Origin of the sequence: Massilia sp. PAMC28688, assembly GCF_019443445.1 — a bacterium.
GTDB lineage: Bacteria > Pseudomonadota > Gammaproteobacteria > Burkholderiales > Burkholderiaceae_D > Telluria_A.
Genome location: NZ_CP080378.1, coordinates 4548409 through 4567061, shown reverse-complemented (window position 1 = coordinate 4567061; position 18653 = coordinate 4548409). Strand labels below are relative to the sequence as shown.

The window sequence follows — 18653 nt, the reverse complement described above, 5'->3', positions numbered from 1 at the left end:
TCATGCATGCAGCACATGGCATTTTTTCCGCGACCAAATGGAAGGGAACTCTATGGAAAAGTGGATGACTTACGCCTTTATCTCGATGTTTTTTGCAGGATTTACATCAGTAATCGCAAAGATGGGGCTCACCGGGATATCGGCGGAACTCGGTCTGACGATAAGAACTTTGTTTGTTTGTGGCTTCGTACTCATGTTTGGCGCCTGGGCCGTTCCAGTTCAGCACCTCGCCAGCGTCAACTCGCGCAATCTCCTATGGCTAGGGATCTCGGGCCTATCGACTGCGTTATCTTGGATTTTTTATTACAAGGCACTTAAGGAGGGCGACGTCGCGACAGTCGCGCTGATCGATAAGGGTAGTGTGATCATCGCCATGCTGCTGGCCTGGCTGTTGCTGCGAGAAGTGATTACTCTACGAATGGTCGCCGGCGCTGGTCTGATCGTGGCAGGCTTACTCGTTCTTACCAAGAGGTAACTTATCTGATCGGTCCAGTTGATAAGCTGTTCCTAATGCCCCCTCTGTCAAAATAGTTGTCGCCTCCATTGATTTGGAGTTCTAATTCGCCAAGGGGCGACGGAATTGACGATGACACGATATACCCAAGAGAAAAAAGAGCATGCGCTGAGCCTGATGGCGGCGCCGCACAACAAACCTGTAGCAGACGTAGCGCAGCTGACTGGAATACCTGAGGGCACGCTGTATTTGTGGCGAAAACAGGCCCGTGAGCAAGGTCGTGCTGTGCCCGGCGACGGCCAGAATCCGGAACAGTGGAGTGCTGCTGACAAGTTCGCTGTCGTGTTGGAGGCGGCACCACTGAACGAAGCAGAATTAGGCGCGTACTGCCGTCGCAAGGGACTGCTGGTGGAGCAGCTGGAACGCTGGCGTGCCGAGGTGCACGCAGTGCTCGCGGGTGGCCAGGGCGGCGCGGCCACGACCGAGCGCGCTACAGACAAGAAGCGCATTCGCGAGCTGGAGAAGGACTTGCGGCGCAAGGAGAAGGCGTTGGCGGAGACGGCAGCGCTGCTCGTGCTGTCCCGAAAGTACGAAGCGCTGTGGACGGACGGCGAGGACGCATGATTGCGTTGCCACAGCGCGAAGAGATGGTCGCCGATATTGAGCAGGCCCGCCAGGCCGGGGCACGTTTGAAAACCGCCTGCGCCGAGCTTGGGCTGACTGCACGCACCTATGAACGGTGGCAGCGGGACGGTGCGGTACGTGCCGACGGCAGGCCCGGAGCGGTCCGGCCGGAGCCGGCGCACAAGCTGAGCGAGCAGGAACGCGAACAGGTACTGGCCATTTGCCACGAGCCGCGTTTCACAGACCTGCCGCCAGCGCAAATTGTGCCGCGCCTCGCAGACGAGGGCGTATACGTCGCCTCCGAGTCCTCGTTCTACCGGGTGCTGAGGGCGGCGCAAGAGCAGCATCACCGCGGCCGAGCCAAAGCAGCGTCGAAGACTGAACCGCAGCGCCACGTTGCCCATGGTCCCAATGAAGTGTGGAGCTGGGATGTGACGTATCTGCCCAGTCAGGTCCGCGGCATGTTCTTCTATCTGTACGCTGTCATCGACCTGTTTAGCCGAAAGCTGGTGGCCTGGGAGGTGCATGCATGTGAAGGTGGCGACGAGGCCGCTGCGTTGATTGAACGGGCCTGCTGGCGCGAACACCGGCGGGGTGATAAGCCGTTGGTGCTGCATGCCGACAACGGCTCGGCACAAAAGGCGCATACGCTTAAGTCCAAGCTGGAGACGCTGGGCATTACCCCATCGCATAGCCGCCCTGGCGTATCGGACGACAACGCCCATATCGAAGCCTGGTTTCGCACCTGCAAGTACAGCCCTGGCTATCCGCCGCATGGATTTGCTGACATTGAACTGGCGCGCCAGTGGGTGCTCAAATTCGTCACTTGGTACAACGGCGAGCATCTGCATAGCGGGCTGTCCTATGTCACGCCAGAGCAGCGGCACAGCGGTCTTGCGAATGCCATTCTGACGAAGCGGCAAGCTATCTACGCCGAAGCGTGCGCACGCCATCCTTTGCGTTGGAAACGACAGCCGAGGGCTTGGCTGGCGCCTGACAAAGTGTGGCTCAACCCGCCGTCTAAGCTTGACCAGCAGCGTGCTGCATAACCAAAGGAGGCACCAACTTTACGACTGCTTTATGCGACAACTACCTTGACACGCACCGAATGCTGCACTGTAGTAGTACCTGCTGGGCAGCGACTCTCTATGTTTAACGTAATTTTAACGAGATCTTAACGAAGGCTTAACGCCTCGTCACGTAACCTCGTCGGCTACCTTCACTGTCCAGAGGTCCGGACAAAATATCTATCAGACTTGAATATGACAAGATTTACTAAGTCCGGAGTGATCGATACCTACGCAAAATGGTTTGCGCAACGCTTTAGTTGGACGGGGCAGTATCTGCCTCTGTTTCACCTTCTTCTGGCAGGCCTAGTGGTCCTATCCGCTTCCCGACTTGGGCTCGTGATATGGCAATGGGACCGCGTATCGGCGGCGGGGATCCTCGTCAGCACTTTCGTCCAAGGCGTACGCGCCGACCTGATTTTGCTGGGGTATCTCCTGGTCATTCCTTTGGCATTCGCGCCACTGTCAGCGTTTCGGAAGCTGGAAAAGTGGTGGCATCTTGGGGTTGCATGGTGGGCCAGCTTTGCCTTGATCTTTATAGTGTTCATGGAGCTGGCTAGCCCTCAATTCATCATGCAATTTGACGTGCGGCCAAATCGCCTTTTCATTGAATACTTGTCTTACCCCGCCGAGGTGTTCGCGACCTTGTGGAACGGCTTTCGTCTGGCAACGCTATTGAGTCTGTTCGGAACAGTAGTACTGGGATTGACGTTTCACCGGGTATTCGTGGTCTCGTCCGCATATGCGACGCGTTGGCCAGCTAAACGCCTGCTGCTCAGCTGGCCGCTGGTCGTGTTGTTAGTAGCTTTTCAAATACGTTCCACGATGGCGCACCGGCCAGCCAACCCAGCGATGTTCGCTCTCAGCGGTGACGCCTTGGTCAACTCGCTGATTATCAATTCGCCCTGGTCAGTACTTGATGCGGTGCATTCACTACGCAAAGAGGCAAACTCGTCTGAAATCTACGGCAAATTTCCGCACAATCAGGTGTTCGCCCAGGTTAAAGCAGCGCCGTGGCTCAAATCGTACCAATTCCTCTCGAGCGAGCTGCCGACACTGCACAGGCAGACCCCTGCGCGACAGCGCACGCGGCCACTCAATCTGGTGATCGTACTGGAAGAGAGCATGGGTGCCACGTTCGTCGAATCGCTGGGCGGTGTGCCAGTAACTCCGGAACTGGAAAAGCTCAAGCAGTACGGCTGGTGGTTCGAGAACCTGTATGCGACTGGCACCAGGTCTGTGCGCGGCATTGAAGCGGTAATCGCCGGATACCCGCCCACGCCGGCGCGCAGTGTTGTTAAGCTATCGCTCGCCCAGCAAAACTTTTACACCTTGGCGTTAGGACTGGGGAAACAGGGATACCACACCGAATTCGTTTATGGCGGCGAAGCGCATTTCGATAACATGCGTAGCTTTTTCACCGGCAATGGATTTCAGAAAGTCGTTGACCGGCGCGACATGCGTCCCCGTTTTGAAGGAAGCTGGGGCGCTTCGGACGAAGACCTGTTTGATAAATCTCTGGAACGACTTCAACATTTACACACCCAGGGCAAACCGTTTTTCAGTCTGATTTTTACCTCCTCCAACCATGAGCCGTTCGAGTTCCCTGATGGCAAAATCACATTGCACGAACCGAACAAGCAAACGGTAAACAATGCGGTGAAATATGCTGACTATGCCTTGGGAAAATTCATCCAGGCCGCGAAAAAGCAGGCTTACTGGAACGACACGCTGTTCTTGATCGTAGCGGACCATGACAATCGGGTCTACGGCGACTCGCTGGTGCCGATAAAGAAATTTCATATTCCGGGTCTGATTCTGGGCGCGGACATGAAGCAACAAAGGATTACCACCATTGCGAGTCAGATCGATCTCGGGCCGACGCTGCTTTCGCTGATGGGGGTAACCAGCGAACACCCGATGATTGGCCGAGACCTTGCATCCGACAGCAGCAGTCCGGGGCGCGCGCTTCTGCAATTCGACAACTACTTCGCTTGGGTTGATGATGGCGGAGCCGTCATTCTGCGGCCAGGCCAGCCAGCACTTCTCGGGGAATATGACGCGGGGAGCGGCAATTTGCGGTTCGGAGCGGCCGCGCCAACGTCGACGCAGGTCGACCGTGCAATGGCTCATGTGATACTACCGTCCTTGCTGTATCGCGAGCAGCGATACAGACTGCCCCCATGAACAAACAAGTTTTTGTCACGCTATGATCGGTTTTCATGACTGTCCCAAATTCTAATACTGCCCACGCACCACTCACGATGCGGATTCTGGTAATTGAAGACAATGCCGACATCGTCGCCAACCTGTACGGTTACCTGGAACCGCGCGGGCATCAACTGGACTCCGCTGCCAACGCCTATGCAGGGTTGGCGTTGGCGGGCGCCCAGTCCTACGATGTGATTGTGTTGGACATTATGATGCCCGGCATGAATGGGATGGAGATGTGTAGAAAACTGCGCAACGAGTTGCTCAATTCGACACCGGTGTTGATGCTGACAGCGCGCGACACGCTGCAAGACAAGCTCACGGGATTCGACAGCGGCGCCGATGACTACCTTGTAAAGCCGTTCTCCCTAGCCGAACTGGATGTGCGATTGCAGGCGCTGGTCCGGCGCTCGCGCAACAACGTTTTGTCGAGCACAACAATGCGTGTGGGGGAGTTGGTGTTCAACACGGCCACCTATCGCGCGGCGCGCGGCGGCCGTAGTCTAAATCTGACCAAAACGGGTTTCGTTTTGTTGAAGGTGCTCATGCAGCACGCCCCGCATGTTGCTACACGCGAGACGCTAGAGCATGAGATCTGGGGTGATGACCGCCCTGATAGCGACGCCCTGCGCACCCACATTCATTCGTTGCGCCAGACACTCGATAAAGACGAGAGTTACCCCATGCTTCGCACTGTGCCAGGCATAGGCTTTCAGTTGGTGACTCCTCATGATGCGCTTTGAATCGATAGGGAAGCGTATCGTCAAGGCCTACTTGCTGTTTGCCTTGTCCTTTTCGATGTTCTTCATGACGGTGGCAATCGTAGTCGTCGAAGGTATCGAGATGCACATGGTGGAACGTCGTCTTGAAGAGGTCGCGACTTGGGCTTCGCCGCGCCATGCGGGCGGCCTACCCGTTGAGATGCCTACAAGTATTAGCTTCCACCATGGCGACGATATACCGCAATCTCTGCGCAACCTTCCAGCCGGGATCAACGATGTCGAAGCCGACGGGATCGGCCTGCACGTATTTAGTGGGCGCGACAGCGGTGGGCCTTACGTTGTGGTCGATCACCAAAGCGATTACGAAAGCGTCGAGCGGCTCGTGTACTCAATGCTCTTGCTGAGTCTGATGGGTTTCCTGGGCATGTCCGTTCTCCTTGGACGTTACATGGCACGACGGTTCGTTGATCCCATCGTGGAATTGTCGAGGGCTGTTCTCGAGCGCAAGGATGAATGGCCGCACCTGGACAGTCGGGATGAGTTGGGAATACTTGCGCGCGCGTTTGCTGAACACACGGGTGAGCAGAAAGTTTTTCTTGAACGTGAGCGAGCTTTTACTGGCGATGTTAGTCATGAATTGCGCACTGCACTAACTGTCATTTCAGGAGCGGCCGAACTACTGGAGCTTGATGAGCACGCCAGTCCCGCCTCGCGCGCTGCGAGCGAGCGAATCAGCCGCGCCGCGCGTGAGGCCGCTGAAAGCGTCGACACCTTGCTCCAGCTGGCACGGGCACCGGAACTGATTGAATACGAATTGTTTCCTATCGAACCGATGGTCCAGGAAGAGGTACGACGCCACCAGTCCTTGGTGGCAACTAAACCCGTACGGCTGGAATTTACCGGCGGCAGTGACTTCGTCGTGCGGGCGCAGCCGCGCCTTGTTTCGGCGATCATCGGCAATTTGATTCGAAATGCCTGCCTGTACACGGACCATGGGGCAGTCACCGTACGGCTGACCAATCGCAGCATCGTGGTTTGCGATAGCGGACGGGGCCTGCCCGCGGCCGTTCTTGCCATGCTTTCGAACGAGACCGTGGGTGCGCCGCTGAAAGGTTCGGACGGTACCGGCCTGGGCCTGGCGCTAGTTAAACGGATCTGCCGGCAACTCGGCGCCACGCTTGATTTGGCCACGCCGCCGAGCGGAGGAACCACTGTCACTGTTATTTTTCCGGGACTTTAACATTTCCTTCACACGCCCCTAACGTCGGCGTCTTATCGCCGCATGTAGCCTACCGGCACGATATAGGAGTGGAGCGACAACCGTCGTTGCGCTGCCTGCGACGATAGGTACCCGATGGTGAAACTAGATTCGTTCAAGCGGCCGAATGCGGCATTGCTCCCCTTACTGGCGTCGGCATTTATTGTTATTGTCTATAACCAGGCATTCTGGAAAAGCTTTTCAAGCGCGACTGGCGGTCTAACGCTTGCAGCGTTCCCAGTTCAGGCAGGGATGTTCCTGATGCTCGTGTTGACCTTTACAGCGTCGCTGGCAACGTTGAATTTTCGTTTCAGTATTAAGCCCCTGCTGATCGGATTATTCTTGGTCACATCGCTGGCGAGCTACTTCATGAACCACTACGGTGTTGCGATCGACTGGTCAATGGTTCAGAACATTGCTGAGACCGACTCTCGCGAAAGCATTGAATTATTCAACGTTGGGCTGGCCTTTTCCTTTCTGATAACAGGGGTCATCCCAGCTGCAATCATCGCGTGGCTAAAGCCGCGTTTTCAGCCGGGCCGGCGTCAACTAGGCGTCAATTTGGCGACCGCCGGCATCGCTGTAGTCGGCGCTGGCATTTTGCTGATGCTGATGTTCAAGATCCTTGCACCGGCACTGCGCGAACACCGTGAACTAAGGTTTTTGCTGACCCCAACCAACTACATTCAAGCCGTAAACGGATATTTCAAACGCAAGTGGAGTGTACCTGTGGTGATAGCACCGTTGGGCAAAGACGCGACGAAAGGCGTTCTTTGGCGCGGCAATACTCGCCGCACGGTTACCGTCGTCGTCGTGGGCGAGACGGCCCGCGCGGCTAACTTTTCCTTGAACGGTTATAGCCGGCTCACCAATCCGGAACTGTCTCAAGTGCCCGATTTAGTTAATTTCAAGAATATGCAGTCCTGTGGCACTGCCACCGGGATTTCCCTCCCATGTCTCTTTTCGCCCCTTGGACGCGAGAATTACAGTGCGACCAGGGCGCAGTCCCAAGAGGGGCTGCTCGACGTTTTGCAGCACGCCGGTTTCAAACTGCTGTGGCGCGATAATAATTCTGGTTGCAAAGGCGTTTGCGACCGGATTCCCTATGAAGACGTGTCGCAACCCATCGCCGGCGACCCCTTTTGCAATAACGAAGAATGTTTCGACGAGCGACTGCTCCGTGACCTTCCCCAACAGATCCAAGACGGCACAGGTGACATGGTGATCGTGCTACACCAAAAAGGAAGTCATGGCCCAGCTTACTCGAAGCGCTATCCGCAGCAATTTAGTGTCTTCGGACCTGTATGCAATACGATCGAGCTCGGAAAATGCACTCGGCAATCTATTGTTGACGCGTATGACAACACCATCCGATATACGGATCACGTCTTGAAGCAAGCAATTGATTTGCTCGCGCAAGCGGCGCGCGATGACGACGTAGACACCGCTCTCATGTATTTTTCCGATCACGGCGAATCGCTGGGCGAAAACAACTTCTACCTCCACGGTGCTCCATACGTGATTTCCCCTCCAGAACAACGCGCCGTGCCCTTTATGCTTTGGCTCTCAGCTGGATTCCGCGAACGGTTCAAAATAGACCAACGCTGCCTGGCTGCGCGGGTCGATCAGCCCTTCAGTCATGACAACCTTTTCCACTCGACACTGGGAATGCTCAACGTTAGCACGGCTGTGTATAACCCTAGACTGGACATCTTCAATGCGTGCCGCCATGCACCGTGATCGACTACAACGAAGGCAGTGCTCCTATGCCTCCCGTCTCATGGCCAACTCCGCTGCAACGTCGCGACAGCGTGAACGTTGGGCCCGTGCCAATGCAACAGTCGCAGTGCTTCTGCTGCTTGCGGCATTTTCTCTGATCGCAATTACGTTGTGGACTGATGTGGACGTTATGCTGGCAGACAGTGCCTTTGACAGCAAAGCTGGAAGGTTCCCTCTTCGCGATGCATGGATCACCACTACGTTTAATCATCTGATCCTCAAGCAAGCATTCACTGTCCTGGCTCTATTGATACTGTTTGCCGTTTCCTGGGACCTCTGTTCGCCACGCACTTGGAGTTGGCTGCGGCGATTCCAACTCCGCGTCATTGCTTTATCCGCCTTGCTGGTACCGACAACGATCAGTCTCCTCAAGCAGGTCAGCGCTTCACACTGCCCATGGGACCTGCAGCGGTACGGAGGATCTGAGCCTTACATTAAGTTGTTTGAACTTTTGCCGGCTGGCGTAAGCCCAGGACACTGCATGCCAGCTGGCCACGCATCGAGCGCGTTGTGGATGGTCTCGCTAACTGTCCTGTTCATTCCGCATCGCTTGCTTCACGCAACAATCGTGCTGGTACTTCTACTATCTTTGGGAGTCGGTGTTGGGTGGATGCAGCAGCTGCGCGGAGCGCATTTCCTTACCCACACGTTGTGGTCTACATGGATCACACTGTTGATCGTTTTCCTTATAACTACCTGCCTCGATCGCTGGCCACGACGCGAGCTGGCCACGTACCGCCAGCGCTGAGATTAAGATCACTTCATCCACGGGACCTTGATGTTTAATTTTGTTATCGATCTCATTTCACGAATCGGCTACTTCGGCGTTTTCCTGCTGATAGCTGTCGAGAATATTTTCCCTCCCATACCCTCCGAAATTATCATGCCCTTCGCAGGCTTCGTGGTGTCTAAGGGGGAGTTAAACTTCGCCATCGTACTGTTGGCTGGAACTGCCGGTTCCGTTGCTGGGGCGTTGCCGTGGTACTTCGCCGGGAAGTGGCTGGGCAAGGAGAGGTTGGAACGACTTGCAAAAAACCACGGACGCTGGCTTACCGTTTCGCCGGAAGAAATTCGGAAATCTGTCGATGCATTCAATCGCCACGGGAAGAATGCCGTTTTATTCGGCCGACTCATTCCAGCAGTGCGCACACTCATTTCTGTACCCGCCGGAATCGTCGAGATGAAATTGTCGATTTTTTTAGCATATACAACAGCCGGCTCCCTGGCATGGACGGGTGTGTTGGCTTGGGCCGGCTATCTGTTGGAAAAGAACTACACAACCGTTGGCAAGTACATAGATCCAACGTCAAAGGCAATCGTAGCAACAATATTTGTGATCTATGTCTACCGTGTCGTCACGCACCGGAAATGAAATTACATGACAATAGTGTTCATACGCTCGTGACAGCACTGCTGTAGCACTGTTGGGGCTTGAAGTCGGCCGACGCATCCGTCATTTATGGTTTCTGGCAACCGTCCACACGCAAATTTGGAGCCTGTCGCATGGAGACATGGGTAGCTTTTAGTGGCGTCAAGCGTGCTGGTGCACGCCCCGTTTTGCTTACTCTGGTCGGTATTGGACTGCTCGCACTCGGTGCCGGGGCCACGAAATGGTATCCAACATCTCCTCAATTAGAAAAGCTCGATCCTGTGTTGATGAGAGCAGTGACATCTTCGGTGTCGCAACACGATGTAAAAGCAATTTTGGCACATCGACCGTCTAGCGGGCCAGTTCACATTACGCTATATACCTCTTGCGATGAAGTCCAGCATTGCACCGTTTTTACGGCCATGGATTTTACCGACGCGTTGTCTGAGCAGTCGACTGTTTCCCTGAGAGTCGCTGTGAGTGTCCTCGCCGGCTCGAGTGCTTCCTATAAAATAAGCGAGTCATCATGGCAAGTTCGGCGCACCGACCCAGCGACCAATGAAAGCGCCACTTATGCCGGCTTATTTTCCAATCTGGGTTACTTCCCGCCTGTCGGCGATAGCAAAGCAATCACCGCCTTGCTCGTCTCGATGCAATCAGCAATCGAGGATGCCTTATTGGCAAATGGAGTCAGCTCTAACCAGGATACTGATCAGATTCGAATAGCTGCTGCCCAACAACTATGATCCCTCTGGCGAGAACGCCGGTCGCCCCTGCCACGCGCCGCAGACGACGGCTTGGTCAGCATTCGATCTGAACTGCGATATCCCGCACCTGGCTGTCATAAGGCCTAGTCTGCACCCTTACCGGAGAGCCTAGGTCGCATCAGATGCTTAGCGCCTGATTTTTTCCGTTTTCCCTATTCGCCCCTAGAGAAGCAACCTGAGCGGTGCCGCAGCCTTGGCCATCCTTAGGCGATCATAGTTGCGTACTGTCTGCAGGAATTCGGCGATCCGATTCGCTGTTCCCCCAGGTAGATGTAATGCAATAGACCCTTTTGCTGGCGCGCTCGCATCGATCGTGTCGAGTCGGCTTTCAGTATCAATTGGCAAGCTGGCGAATGCTCTTGATGCATCCTGCGTATGGGCCACTGCTGCGGGCGCCCGCGCTAATCTTTCCCGGATTCGTGTTGCCGTCTCGCGCTCACCATCCTGCTCGAGCTTGTCGGCCAGAAGCCCGGCGTAGTTAGTCGACATGGTCGCGTTCGATTTTAGCGCGCCATCAAGGATTTTGAGGACTTCTGAAAGATGAGGGAAAGACATAATGAAACGGTTTTTTTGGATGCTGAATCGAAATTAGCATCTATCGTAACGCAAATTCCAAATACCGTTTCACCTATTTGCGATTTCGTTTCAACTTCATGCGGACCCTTCGCCGCAATAATCGCGTACGACCGCCCCTTTTTCCGGGCCGGCCGCTCGAAGAAAAATAACCCGGTCCTGCGTCTATCCCGGGACTAGGCATAGACGCATGTAAACTAAGTCGCCCCTCTGCGATGGGCGAGCCGGTACATCAGCGGGAGCAACAGTAGTGTCAGTGCCGTCGAGGAAAGCACCCAACCGATCACGACGGTATGCGTTCCCACCCGTCTGGGGCAAAGACTCGTTCAACGACGGCGCCGGCATGGCCAGGACCTTCACAGCTGCGGCCTTTGTGAAGCACAACATGCCACTTGGCCGAGGCGGTACGCTAAGTGATCAGGAGGCAATCGATGTGTCTGAATTTTTCACCCATTAGCCTCGCCCAGTATATTCTGGCAAACAGAAAGACTGGCCGAAGGGCGGCAAACCAAAGGATGCCAGGAGTTGATGCAGTTTTTGGCAGGTCAAACGGTGCCATGACCTACCCGCAGGAACCTGCAATAGCGTCAGGCTCCTGCGCCCTTGCGCTTATGACGCCGTGACTTCCCTGACGAAGCCGGAAAAATTGTCGGAGTCTTCGAGGTTGTATCCGATGCGCCGCGCCTCCGTGAAGGTTTGCTCAGCCGTCCATTTGTTCTGCCTGGCCCGGCTTAGCATGAGGAGTAAGGCCGCCCTTGCCCCGGTTGCGCAGTGCACCAGGTATGGCCCCGGTGTGCCCGATATCGCGTGTTCTAATTCATCGATTTGCCGAGCAGCTAACGCTGATTTGTTAACCGGAATGTTGACGTACCCAAGATCGTTGCTGCTTGTCATTTCTTCATTCGATGTGTGGCTCTCCGCTGGCATGCGCAGATCTATCACCGTTTGAATACCCAGCGCCTTTGCCTCCTTCAGATCCTGCTGAGCAGGTTGAGAGCCAAGAAAAATTTGTTCATCAATCTGTTTAAAGGTTGCCATGGTCTTCCTTTTCTTTGTCAGTTAGCCCTGCGGGCTCTCGGTCATTTGCTTGCAGTATTGCGCCAGGTCCTCCGGTAGGTGTGAAGGACACACCCCACATTGCCGGTTACCGGGGACGGCGTAATCGATGAATTTCGGATATGGCAAGTTCAGATTGCCCATGATCGATTCAAATTCTTCAAGCGTTTTGCCGTTGCCCAGCCGAGGATTCCGGCGTTTTTCCTGGGCGATTGATGAGACAAAACGCTCCTTATAGTCGTGCGCCGGATAGACCAGCGTCTCATCAGGCAATGTGAATAACTTGCTGTGCACGCTTCTGTACAGCGCATCGGCGTCACCATTCTGGAAATCGGTCCTGCCACAGCCTTCTATAAGCAGAGCATCCCCCGTAAAAACGCGGTCACCGGACAGGTAGGCAAAATGACCGTCTGTATGCCCAGGGGTGTGTAGCGGGTGCAGCACAACGCTACCGACCCGCAGCGGTATGCCTTCTTCGATGCCCACATCCGTGCAGGGGAGTTGGTCATGGGCTGGGGCAGCGATTTTGCTGCCAACAGCACGCTTCATTTCCAGTGCGGCAGTGATATGGTCGGCATGGATATGTGTGTCAACTGTATAGGCGAGTCTCAGCCCTAGCTTATGGACCTCTGCCAAGTCGCGATCCATCGATGCGATGACGGGATCAATGAGTATCGCCAACCCCGAGTCTTGATCGCCGAGCAGATAGGTATAGGTGTTCGACAACGGTTCATGCAATTGCTTAAAAATCATGATCTCTCCATCTCAAAGTCGCTGTGGATGCGTAATAGGTACAATATACCACATTACATATTATTGTGTGATATAGTGTATGCGTGACTTTACTAAACCCGGCCTGATGAATACGACTACGCAACCTGACTTACTGAAGCTTGAAGCTGCTGCCGCTGAAGCGGGCAAGCTTCTGAAAGTGCTGTCCAACCCGGATCGCTTGCTCTTGCTATGTCAAATGACTCAAGGCGAGTTTTCCGTGCGCGAGCTTGAACTCATGACCGGGATAGTGCAGCCGACGCTTTCGCAGCAACTCACCGTGCTGCGAGATGAGCTTCTGGTAACTACGCGGCGCGATGGCAAACAGATTTTTTACACCATTGCTAGCAAAGAAGCGTTAGCGGTGCTGCAGGTGCTTTACCAGCTCTACTGCCCACAAGACTAGGAGGCGCTCATGACTATCGACTGGAACAACTTCACTCCCTGGGCCTCGCTAGCGGGTGGCCTGATGATTGGGCTCGCGTCGGCACTGTTTTTGCTCTTTAACGGCAGAATTGCCGGTATCAGCGGCATCGTTGGAGGCCTGCTGCGCCCGATGCGCGGTGATGTTCTTTGGCGCGTCGCGTTTGTCGTGGGGATCGTGAGCGCGCCGCTACTCTTTAGTGCAGTCAGACCGTTGCCGGATACAGAGATAGCCGCTGGCTACCCGATGTTGATTATTGCAGGCCTGTTGGTAGGCATCGGTACACGGTACGGGTCCGGCTGTACCAGCGGCCACGGTGTCTGTGGTCTGTCCAGGCGTTCTCCGCGCTCTCTCGTAGCAACTGTCGCCTTCATGTTTGCCGGGTTTGCAACTGTCTTTGTCGCACGCCACCTTCTTGTCTGAAAGGATTAGCTATGTCAATCGTATTTGCCCTGCTGTCAGGCTTGCTGTTCGGACTTGGTCTCATCGTGTCCGGAATGAGTGACCCGGCCAAAGTGCTTGGTTTTTTAGACTTGGCCGGGAAGTGGGACCCTTCACTTGCGTTCGTGATGGGTGGTGCAATTCTCATCGGTTCGCTGGTGTTCCCATTCGCAACCAAACAAGAAAAAACGATTCTAGGAAGCCGCATGCGCTTGCCGACGACCACGAAGATTGACCGTCGTCTCGTTGTGGGTGGGTTGACGTTTGGGGTTGGCTGGGGCCTTGCGGGCTATTGCCCTGGGCCGGCTCTGGCATCGCTTGTGCAGGGCGGTGCCAAACCATGGGTGTTCGTTATTGCGATGCTAGGAGGTATGGCATTGTTCGAACTGATCGAGCGGTCCAAGGGTGAGCACAAGTCCAAGCCAGCATAGGGAACAGGGGATGCGATGGTAATCAGTCTGGTTTTAGGCGTGGTGGTTGGCATCATCATGGGGTTGACCGGAGCCGGAGGCGGCATCCTGGCGGTCCCTCTGCTAGTCTTTTGCTTGCAGTTGTCCGTTGCCCAGGCCGGGCCTATCGGTCTTCTCGCCGTCGGGATTTCGGCCGCACTCGGCGCCGTCATTGGCTTAAAAAACGGCATTGTTCGTTATCGGGCGGCCCTACTCATCGCCGGTACCGGGATTTTGTTGGCGCCGCTTGGGGTGTGGCTGGCCCAACGACTCAACACAAGCGTACTGGGTGTGCTCTTTGCCGCTGTACTGGCATGGGTGGCTTACAAAACATTGAAGGAAGCAAGTGCCCTGGACGAAGCTAGCCAGAAAAATACCCTGGCGCCTCCGTGCCTGAGGGACGCGCAGGGAGGCAGATTCATTTGGACATCCAGATGTGCTCGAGTCCTGGCGCTCTCGGGCGCAATTGCAGGCTTTCTTTCCGGGCTACTAGGCGTCGGCGGCGGTTTCGTCATGGTACCCGCCCTACAACGCTACACCGATCTGTCGACACGATCCGTGGTCGCTACTTCTTTGGCCGTTATCGCCCTTGTCTCGCTCGCTGGGGTTGGTAGCAGCATCGCAACAGGGCAGCTAAATCTTGCAGTGGCACTGCCATTCGCCGCCGGTGGTGCAGTCGGGATGGGCGCAGGGGCAATGCTCTCGACACGCCTCTCGCAGAAAAGTCTGAAACTTTCGTTTGCAGTCATCTGCGCTGTGGTCTCTGTAGGCATGGTCGTAAAGTCAGTGGGCGCCTTGGCTGGATAAACAATTGTGAGCGGGGCGACGAGTGTTTTCAGAACTGCTCACGCATATCGCTACTCGGCCTCGCCGATGATTTTTCTGGAGTATTTTTTGGATGCAGTTCAGTTAGGGCCGCTTGTCGTGCCCATTCAAGTAGCCTTACTGGTCGCGGGTGTACTGCTCGCAAATGCAGTTGCTGCCTGGTTTCATCGGTCCCGCGATCTTGATAGTGGACCCATCTTGTGGAAGATGACACTGATCGGCTTTGCCGTGGCCAGGCTTATATTCGTGTTGCGCCATAACGACGTCTACTTCAATGATTTCGTGTCGATTATCGATTTCCGCGACGGGGGATTTGACGGCTTAGCCGGTTTTGCCGCTGCACTTGTTGTAGGGGCGGAATTGACCCGGCGGAACCGAATGCTGCGTAGGCCACTGACAATTGCAACATTGCTTGGGTCCTGGGTCTTCTTCGGGGGAGGGATAATAAATCAAGCGCTTACGCCTGCAGAGGCACCTATTCCGCCGGTAGAAGTTCGTCGGCTTGACGGATCTACGCTATTACTTAGTAGTTTCGTCGGTCGTCCGATGGTCGTCAATCTGTGGGCTACATGGTGTCCGCCATGCCGCAGGGAGATGCCCGTTTTGAAATCTGCGCAGCAGGCACATCCGGAAATCGAATTTGTGTTTGTGAACCAAGGTGAGTCAGCGGAGACCGTGGAGCGCTACCTCGCAAATCAGGGATTACAGATGCGAAACGTAGTCATCGATCCCGCCAAGCAGTTCAGTGCTCGTACGGGTTCTTCCGGGTACCCTACTACCCTGTTTTATGATGCAAAAGGGCGCCTGGCCACCCGGCACATGGGGGAACTTTCAGCCGCTACCTTGGAACATAAAATCGATCAACTGTAAGCGGCCAACGCGCCCACCTTCCATTGGCGCCTAGCGCTGTGTAGAGTTTGCGAACGGTAGCAGCGAATCGATCTTGCTGTTGGGGCAGGTGGGAAGTTTTTCGAGAGTGTCGGCTAGCCAGCGTGCAGGATCGAGACCATTGAGTTTGGCGGTAGCGAACAGGCTTTGGATGGCGGCGGCGCGGCGGCCCGCTCGCTCGGAGCCAGCAAACAGCCAGTTCTTCTTGCCGATGGCGATGGGACGTATCGCGTTCTCGACCGGGTTATTGTCGATCGGCAGGCTGCCCGAGCTGGCATAGCGCTGCAGCGCTGGCCAGCGCTTGAGGGCGTGCTCGATGGCCTTGGCCGTGCCGCTGCCGACAGCAACGCTGCGCTGGGACGCCAGCAGCCACGCGTGCAGGTCGGCCAGGGCCGGGAGGGCGTGCTGCTCACGCAATGCGGCCCGCTGTTGCGGCGTCATGCCCGCCGCTTGTTGCTCGATAGCGTACAGCAGCCCAATGCGCCGCAGCGCCTCCTCGGCAACCGGGCTGCCGCTGGCGGCGTGCATGTCGAAGAATTTTCGTCGAATGTGAGCCAGGCAAGCGAGTTCGGTGGGGCCTGCCGTAAACAGCGCTTTATAGCCGACGTAGTCGTCCACCATCAGATGCCCGCGCCAGTCCTGCAGGAAGGCGCGGGCATGGGCGCCAGCCCGGCTGGCCTGGTAATCGAACACGACCATTGAAGGTCCATCGTCGAGCGCATTGGAGCGGTAGGCCCACAGATAGGCGTGTTTGGTCTTGCCGCTGCCGGGATCGAGCTGGCGCACCGGTGTTTCGTCGGCATGCAGGCAACTTCGTTCCCTGAGCAGTTCGGCCAGCCGGTCAGCCAGCGGCTGCAAGGCCACGCCGATGCGTCCGATCCACTCGCCCAGCGTGGAGCGTGCCAGCGGCACACCGTCGCGCGCCGCGATCTGCTCGATGCGGTACAGCGGCAAATGATCAAGGTACTTGCACACCGCGATCCAGGCCAGCAACCCAACAGCGGCCATGCCGCCGTCAATGACCGCTGGCGGGATCGGCGCCGCCGTCACCGTCTCGCATGGCCGGCACGCATACTGCGGGCGGATGTGGCGATGCACGAAGAAGCGCGCAGGTTCCACGTCCAGCTGTTCGCTGACGTCTTCGCCGATCTTGACCAGGTCGGCGCCACACTGGCCGCACTGGCACGACTCAGGCTCATGGTGGTGTTCGATGCGCTCCAGGTGCGCTGGCAAGGGCTGGCGACCAGCGCGCTTGCGCTGCCGTTTCACCGGTGCCTGCACTTCCAGTTCCTCGTTGATGGCTGCCAGATCCGTATCGACCGTTTCCTCGAACAGCAGGCGCTGCTCCCCGACCAATGCTTCGCTGGCCTTGCCGAAGCGAACCCGCTTGTAGTACGCCAGTTCGTGCGTCAGCGCGGTGATCTTGAAGTTCTTCTCGGCCAGCACTGCATCGCGCTGCGCCAACAGCGCCTGCACTCTCGCCATTGCGGCAGGGGCGATATCCAGATCGGCAAGTTCGGCAGGCAGGTTCATGGCTCAGTAGTTTACAGAGCATGGACGATGTTTACAAGCGAAACAGTCTAGGTCCTCACAGTTGCCACTGCGCCGGGGCCTGTGCCGACAGGCGCTGCCAATCCACCCCGGCGACCAGCCATTGCCATTGCTCGGCGCTCATTTGCCAGCAGGCGTCGTCGACCTGGGGCCAGACAAACTGACCACGGTGCAGGCGCCGCAGGCACATCCAGACGCCAGTGCCATCCCAACAGACCATCTTCAGGCGGGTGCGGCGCCGGTTGGCGAACACATACGCCGTGCCATCGCAAGGCGGCCGCCCCAGCGCCTGCTGCACATGCAAGGACAGCCCGTCGATGCCGGTGCGCATGTCCACCGCCGCCGTCGCTAGCCAGATCGCATCGGCCGACAGCTGCATCAGAGGGCCCGCATCACTTCGGCCAGCCAGCTGGCGGGCACATCGCCAGGCAGCAACAAGGTCCAGCCGCGCTCATTGCGCAGGCTGATCGTCGGCACCGCCGCAGCCACGCTGGCCACCCGTACCGGCAATAGCGCTGGCACCTGCGCGCTCGTCAAGCGCCGAACCCAATACCCAACCTGGCGTACCGGCAAACCTTGTTCAATTGCGTACGCGCGTTGCGACAGGCCGCTTGCCTGCCATTGCGCTACCCGCTCCTTCCATACCTGCTCGCGTTCGACGTTGTTCACACTGTCCTCCAAAGTTCGAGGAATGCAGTGTCGCTAATTGAATTGAGAAATCATAGGTGGGCGGGCTGGCCGCTTACGATCAACTGCGCAGTACACCGTAAGCATCCAATGATCTAATGCGCGATGAGAAATGAGGTGCAGGGCCGCATTAGGCTAATTAAAAGGCGCTTTGGATATCGCTTATTGGACGTAGGAAAGACCGCTTGGTGAGGCCGGCAGGAAACCTAGCTTCTGTTTGCACGCCATAATCGTCTCTTCCTACTTCCTACGATAATAAAATGCCAGTCAGCTTTCTGTCGATAGAACAACGCGAAAATTATGGGCGCTATGGCGGCCCGCCATCGCCACATGACCTGGCCCGGTATTTTCACCTGGACGACACAGACCACGCGCTGATCGCACAAAAACGCGGTACCACACAACCGACTTGGTTTCGCGGTTCAGCTAGTGACAGTGCGCTATTTGGGCACATTTCTCGAAGACCCGCTCGTGGTACCGACGCCCGTACTGCGGACATTGGCCAAGCAGCTGCGCATCGAGGCTCTGCACAAGACGAGCGTCTACAGCACTGGAGAGCAGCGCTGGCAGCACGCGACGGAAATTCGCACTTCCTACGGATATGTCGAATTCACGGAACCGCTAATCGCTTTCCGTCTGACGAGGTGGCTATACGCCCTTTGCTGGACCGGCACTGATAGGCCAACTTCGGACATTACGGGGCCAGTGCCAGTCGACGGAGACCATAAAAGACTGCG

At 56.3% G+C, this 18653-nt stretch carries 20 protein-coding genes and 2 pseudogenes; 16 read left to right on the top strand and 6 right to left on the bottom strand.

The genetic code is table 11. The features are described 5' to 3' along the window. The first annotated feature begins 64 nt into the window (after positions 1-64). The 9 genes from KY495_RS20330 to KY495_RS20290 all read left to right on the top strand — a co-directional run bounded on the left by KY495_RS20330 (position 65) and on the right by KY495_RS20290 (position 10230). On the top strand, positions 65-475 hold the full coding sequence (locus KY495_RS20330) for an EamA family transporter (protein ID WP_229518392.1): 411 nt from the start codon (positions 65-67) through the stop codon (positions 473-475). A gap of 111 nt (positions 476-586) precedes the next feature. After that, positions 587-2127, top strand: a protein-coding gene (locus KY495_RS20325; protein ID WP_374040953.1) for an IS3 family transposase whose coding sequence is annotated in 2 segments (ribosomal slippage) — positions 587-1043 and positions 1043-2127 — 1542 coding nt in all. Because the reading frame shifts where the segments join, the coding sequence is not laid out codon by codon here. 237 nt (positions 2128-2364) lie between these two features. Then, a complete protein-coding gene (locus tag KY495_RS20320) occupies positions 2365-4332 on the top strand; it encodes an LTA synthase family protein (protein ID WP_229518391.1) in 1968 nt (655 codons plus the stop codon). Between the two features lie 77 nt (positions 4333-4409). Next, on the top strand, positions 4410-5099 hold the full coding sequence (locus KY495_RS20315) for a response regulator transcription factor (RefSeq protein WP_219881131.1): 690 nt from the start codon (positions 4410-4412) through the stop codon (positions 5097-5099). Next, positions 5086-6318 carry a HAMP domain-containing sensor histidine kinase gene (locus tag KY495_RS20310; RefSeq protein WP_219881130.1) on the top strand — a complete coding sequence of 411 codons (1233 nt, stop codon included), beginning with the start codon at positions 5086-5088 and terminating at the stop codon, positions 6316-6318. Before KY495_RS20315 ends, KY495_RS20310 begins: the two co-directional genes overlap by 14 nt. A 114-nt stretch (positions 6319-6432) precedes the next feature. Then, on the top strand, positions 6433-8076 hold the full coding sequence (locus KY495_RS20305; RefSeq protein ID WP_219881129.1) for a phosphoethanolamine transferase: 1644 nt from the start codon (positions 6433-6435) through the stop codon (positions 8074-8076). After that, on the top strand, positions 7976-8863 hold the full coding sequence (locus tag KY495_RS20300; protein WP_307728210.1) for a phosphatase PAP2 family protein: 888 nt from the start codon (positions 7976-7978) through the stop codon (positions 8861-8863). The genes KY495_RS20305 and KY495_RS20300 overlap by 101 nt, the downstream gene beginning before the upstream one ends. Before the next feature lie 30 nt (positions 8864-8893). Beyond that, positions 8894-9487: a DedA family protein gene (locus KY495_RS20295; RefSeq protein ID WP_219881128.1), complete on the top strand. Its 594-nt coding sequence runs from the start codon at positions 8894-8896 to the stop codon at positions 9485-9487. A gap of 131 nt (positions 9488-9618) precedes the next feature. Then, positions 9619-10230, top strand: coding sequence for a hypothetical protein (locus KY495_RS20290; protein ID WP_219881127.1), 612 nt, complete (start codon positions 9619-9621; stop codon positions 10228-10230). 183 nt (positions 10231-10413) lie between these two features. On the opposite strand, the gene KY495_RS20285 is transcribed toward KY495_RS20290, so the two are convergent. Beyond that, positions 10414-10740 (bottom strand): hypothetical protein, encoded by a 327-nt coding sequence (locus KY495_RS20285; RefSeq protein WP_219881126.1) that lies wholly within the window; start codon positions 10738-10740, stop codon positions 10414-10416. Positions 10741-11113: 373 nt separating this feature from the next. Here KY495_RS20285 and KY495_RS24135 point away from each other — a divergent pair. Continuing rightward, a pseudogene (locus KY495_RS24135) lies at positions 11114-11353 on the top strand (c-type cytochrome); the annotation flags it as partial. A gap of 80 nt (positions 11354-11433) precedes the next feature. Here the strand turns inward: KY495_RS24135 and KY495_RS20280 are convergent. Next, positions 11434-11862: a beta-lactamase hydrolase domain-containing protein gene (locus KY495_RS20280; RefSeq protein WP_219881125.1), complete on the bottom strand. Its 429-nt coding sequence runs from the start codon at positions 11860-11862 to the stop codon at positions 11434-11436. 21 nt (positions 11863-11883) lie between these two features. After that, positions 11884-12633 carry an MBL fold metallo-hydrolase gene (locus tag KY495_RS20275; RefSeq protein WP_219881124.1) on the bottom strand — a complete coding sequence of 250 codons (750 nt, stop codon included), beginning with the start codon at positions 12631-12633 and terminating at the stop codon, positions 11884-11886. A 79-nt stretch (positions 12634-12712) separates the two neighbouring features. Between KY495_RS20275 and KY495_RS20270 the strand changes: the two genes are divergently transcribed. From KY495_RS20270 to KY495_RS20250, 5 genes are all read left to right on the top strand, one after another. Beyond that, entirely contained in the window at positions 12713-13057 is a 345-nt protein-coding gene (locus KY495_RS20270) for a metalloregulator ArsR/SmtB family transcription factor (protein ID WP_374040966.1), read from the top strand. 9 nt (positions 13058-13066) lie between these two features. Then, a complete protein-coding gene (locus KY495_RS20265; RefSeq protein WP_219881123.1) occupies positions 13067-13498 on the top strand; it encodes a YeeE/YedE family protein in 432 nt (143 codons plus the stop codon). Between the two features lie 11 nt (positions 13499-13509). After that, positions 13510-13947 (top strand): YeeE/YedE family protein, encoded by a 438-nt coding sequence (locus KY495_RS20260; protein ID WP_219881122.1) that lies wholly within the window; start codon positions 13510-13512, stop codon positions 13945-13947. Positions 13948-13962: 15 nt separating this feature from the next. Next, positions 13963-14772: a sulfite exporter TauE/SafE family protein gene (locus KY495_RS20255; protein WP_219881121.1), complete on the top strand. Its 810-nt coding sequence runs from the start codon at positions 13963-13965 to the stop codon at positions 14770-14772. A 66-nt stretch (positions 14773-14838) separates the two neighbouring features. Then, complete coding sequence (locus tag KY495_RS20250; RefSeq protein ID WP_229518390.1) at positions 14839-15660, top strand: TlpA disulfide reductase family protein; 822 nt, start codon at positions 14839-14841, stop codon at positions 15658-15660. Positions 15661-15690: 30 nt separating this feature from the next. On the opposite strand, the gene KY495_RS20245 is transcribed toward KY495_RS20250, so the two are convergent. The 3 genes from KY495_RS20245 to KY495_RS20235 are packed head-to-tail and all read right to left on the bottom strand — an operon-like array spanning position 15691 to position 17898. Beyond that, complete coding sequence (locus tag KY495_RS20245; protein ID WP_219881120.1) at positions 15691-17211, bottom strand: IS66 family transposase; 1521 nt, start codon at positions 17209-17211, stop codon at positions 15691-15693. Positions 17212-17266: 55 nt separating this feature from the next. Further along, entirely contained in the window at positions 17267-17608 is a 342-nt protein-coding gene (tnpB, locus tag KY495_RS20240; RefSeq protein WP_219881119.1) for an IS66 family insertion sequence element accessory protein TnpB, read from the bottom strand. Next, positions 17608-17898 carry a hypothetical protein gene (locus tag KY495_RS20235; protein WP_219881118.1) on the bottom strand — a complete coding sequence of 97 codons (291 nt, stop codon included), beginning with the start codon at positions 17896-17898 and terminating at the stop codon, positions 17608-17610. Before KY495_RS20235 ends, tnpB begins: the two co-directional genes overlap by 1 nt. 278 nt (positions 17899-18176) lie before the next feature. Here KY495_RS20235 and KY495_RS20230 point away from each other — a divergent pair. Then, a pseudogene (locus KY495_RS20230) lies at positions 18177-18606 on the top strand (DUF4158 domain-containing protein); the annotation flags it as partial. Positions 18607-18653 lie beyond the last annotated feature (47 nt).